Source organism: Immundisolibacter sp. (assembly GCF_028696615.1).
Taxonomy (GTDB): Bacteria; Pseudomonadota; Gammaproteobacteria; order Immundisolibacterales; family Immundisolibacteraceae; genus Immundisolibacter.
This window is the reverse complement of the sequence record NZ_JAQVGQ010000286.1, coordinates 1-2,926: the sequence shown is the minus strand read 5'-3', so window position 1 is coordinate 2,926 and position 2,926 is coordinate 1. Positions and strand designations below refer to the sequence as shown.

At 69.8% G+C, this 2,926-nt stretch carries 4 protein-coding genes; all 4 read right to left on the bottom strand.

What is annotated here, in order from left to right:
- A partial coding sequence (locus tag PHC73_RS13295; RefSeq protein WP_300129219.1) for a hypothetical protein occupies positions 1 to 267 on the bottom strand: 267 nt, incomplete at its 3' end.
- Positions 254 to 523 carry a hypothetical protein gene (locus PHC73_RS13290; RefSeq protein ID WP_300129218.1) on the bottom strand — a complete coding sequence of 90 codons (270 nt, stop codon included), beginning with the start codon at positions 521 to 523 and terminating at the stop codon, positions 254 to 256. The genes PHC73_RS13295 and PHC73_RS13290, both read right to left, overlap by 14 nt.
- A gap of 1 nt (position 524) precedes the next feature.
- A complete protein-coding gene (locus PHC73_RS13285; RefSeq protein WP_300129216.1) occupies positions 525 to 941 on the bottom strand; it encodes a hypothetical protein in 417 nt (138 codons plus the stop codon).
- Positions 934 to 2,868, bottom strand: a complete 1,935-nt coding sequence (locus tag PHC73_RS13280; RefSeq protein WP_300129214.1) for a DNA cytosine methyltransferase — start codon at positions 2,866 to 2,868, stop codon at positions 934 to 936. Before PHC73_RS13280 ends, PHC73_RS13285 begins: the two co-directional genes overlap by 8 nt.
- Positions 2,869 to 2,926 lie beyond the last annotated feature (58 nt).

Genomic DNA, 2,926 nt, shown 5'->3' with positions numbered 1-2,926 from the left:
GATCTCGGGGCGGGACTGGATGTCGCGGACGATGCGGATCAGGGTGTCGGCCTGGACCCTGGGCGCGGTACCGGTCGGATGGATCCTCCGCATGATGTCGGCATGGGCGGCCAGCATGGCCAGGTGCTCCTCGGCGACCTGGTCGTATTCGATCGCCAGCAGCACGGCGTGGGCATCGCCCTCGATGGCCCAGGCGTCGCGCTGGTTGAACGGCTTGACCACGGGGCGGGGGCGGTACTTCTTGCGGGGGCGGTTATTGCGCGGCATGGAGAGCCCTCCTTCCGAGCGTCCGGCGGTGGACGTACATGCTGGAGACGATGCCGAATGGGCCGCCGGCGAGGAAGGCGGCGATCTCGCTGGGGCTGGCGCCCGGCATCAGCCGGTAGAGCGCCAGGTGGCCGGCGCCGATCAGGAGGCTGGTCAGGAAAGCCGACTTGTAGTGGCCCTGGTTGACGTTCTGGCTCTGGAAGCCCAGGGCGAAGACGCTGACGAACACGGAGGCGAATAGGAGCAGTTCGGTCATGTCACGCGCCTCCGAACATGTCGCCAGTGCGCTCGCAGCGAGGCGGCGGTACCGGATCGCCGGCCGGGATGAAGGCCGTGCAGCAGGCTCCGCGGCCGTCCTGGTCGCAGATCCACTCGGACGGGTATTCCGGCTCATCGGTGCGGTAGGCCATGGTCCGGCTGACGATGTCGCAGACCTCGTTGTCGTCGCACTCCTCGATATCGACGCCCTCCCGCAGTGCCTTGTCGCGGGCGCACCGTCCGCACCAGTCGGCGATGAACGAATCGCCGATGGTGCCGTTGCTCGGCCGGAAGCTGATGCGCTTGTGTTTGCACTTGCCTTCGAAACAACAGAACACGCCTCCAACCATGACGTGGCTACACATCCGACCCGGTAGAATCGCGCCGCGAACGGCGCACCGTGCTTTATCAGCCATGGCTGGCCTCCTGAACAGAAAGCGCCACCACCACGTTGCGGACCCAGATCGGTGTGGCGCCGAGCATGAAGGTCTCGCCGGACCAGGCGAGCAGCAGGGTGTGGTACATGGTGCTGGCGATGGCCTCGGCGGCGGCCGGGGGGACGGCGTTGCCGATACGCTCGCGCCAGGCGGAGTCGGACAGGCCGTCGAGGACGAGCTGCTCCTCGGGGTCGACCAGGCTTTGCAGGGCGGCCAGTTCCAGGGTTGTGAAGGGGCGGTGCCAGGTGCCGTCCAGGGCGCGGATGCGGGCGACCAGCTTGTCGTCGGCGGCTGGCATGATCATGTTGCCGGCGCCGGCAAACTGATCGCCGCGCGGGTCGGCGACGCTCCAGCGGCCGGAGTCGTGCCCGGCCGACGAGGAGACGGCACCGCAGTGGTCGCACCAGGGGACTACGCCGTAGTGGCCGCCGGTGAGGTAGGCGTCGCCCTTGCCGCGATCGAGGCCGGTGCGGGGATCGGCGACGGCATAGGCGCCCTGGCCGGTGGTGCTGCCGGAGATGACCGTGTTGGCTGCGCCTTCGAACGGGGTGACGATGTACTTGCCCTTGCCGCCGAAACCGGTGCTCGATCGCGGATCAGCCACACACTGGCCCGAGCCGTGGGCGCTGGTGACGGCGCCGGCCGAGCCGTCCCAGCGGACGATGCGGAACTCGTTGCAGTGCTTGGCCGGACCGAGGTGACGCGGGTCGGCCACAGCGTAGGCACCGGAGCAGTCGCCGGCGATCACGGTGCCGGTGCGCTGGCTCCAGTCGGTGACGGCATACTTGCTGAACAGCGGCCGGCTGGGCGGCCTCGGGTCCTGGACCGCGAACATGCCCTGCCCCGGGCTCTTGACGTTGATGACGGCGCCCATCGGGTCGGTCCAGGGACAGACGCCATACTGGCCGTAGTCGTTGCCCTTGCTCTCGACGCGCGGGTCGGCGATCGAGAACGAGCCATTGGCAGGCCTGGATGCGCCGGCCACGGTGCCGACCGGATCGTCCCAGGCGCGCACACCCAGGACGCCGTTGTGCATGGCCGGCACGATCAGGTAGTCCCGCAGTCTTCCGTCCTCGACCGCCAGCTTGTTGAGCGAGCGCCAATCCGACCCGGCCTCGACGAAGGCCAGGCGCACCCAGGTCTTCCACGACAGCCTCGGGATGCGGTGCATCGGCCCGCCGGCCGGGTCGCCGGGCAGCGGCATGCGGCCGAGCACGGTGCCGACGGCCTGCAGCGGGCGCTTCTCCGGCTCGTAGAGGAACGGGGGCACCTTGGCCACGTTGCGGGCCACCAGGAGGAAGCGCTTGCGGCTCTGGGCCAGGGCGCCGAGTTCGCCGCAGTCGTGGGTGGTCTCGGCCACGGCGTAGCCGTAGGCGCGCAGCAGGTCGACGAGCTGGTCCAGGAGGTGGCGGCCCCGGGTGGCAATGCGGGGGACGTTTTCAAACACCACCAGCTCGGGCAGCTCGTCGGCGAAGGCCTCCAGCATCAGCCAGACGCCGCGCAGGGTGAGGCGGTTGAGGGCCTGGTATTTGTCGGTCTTGCTCTTGCCCTCGGCCAGCAGGCCGGAGAAGCCCTTGCAGGGGGCGGAGAGGAAGACGACGTGGGGGAACTCGCCGCCGGCGGCGCGGCGGATGTCGGCCGGCGTGGCCTCGCGCCAGCCGGCCGGCGGTTCATGGCCGTGGAAGGCGGTGTACTGGTCGCGGTCGAACAGGTCCAGGGTGGTGGCCTCGATGCCGACCAAGCGGGCGAAGTCGCGGTTGGCGGCGGCGTCGACGTCGACCGAGCCGATGCAGCGCGGTCGGGCGACCAGGCTGCCGACCCGGGCGGTGCCGCGCATGAAGCCGCGGGCGCCGCCGCCGATGGCGCCGAAGAGGTGGAAGTGGCGGATTTCGCGGTGTTCGGTCATGCCCGGCTCTCCTTCGCCTGCTCGTGGATCGCGTCCTTCCAGGTCACCGCCTGCTCGA

Coding starts and splice junctions, on each gene's coding strand:
- PHC73_RS13290 (WP_300129218.1), bottom strand. CDS start 523: ATGACCGAACTGCTCCTATTCGCCTCCGTGTTCGTCAGCGTCTTCGCC.
- PHC73_RS13280 (WP_300129214.1), bottom strand. CDS start 2,868: ATGACCGAACACCGCGAAATCCGCCACTTCCACCTCTTCGGCGCCATC.
- PHC73_RS13285 (WP_300129216.1), bottom strand. CDS start 941: ATGGCTGATAAAGCACGGTGCGCCGTTCGCGGCGCGATTCTACCGGGT.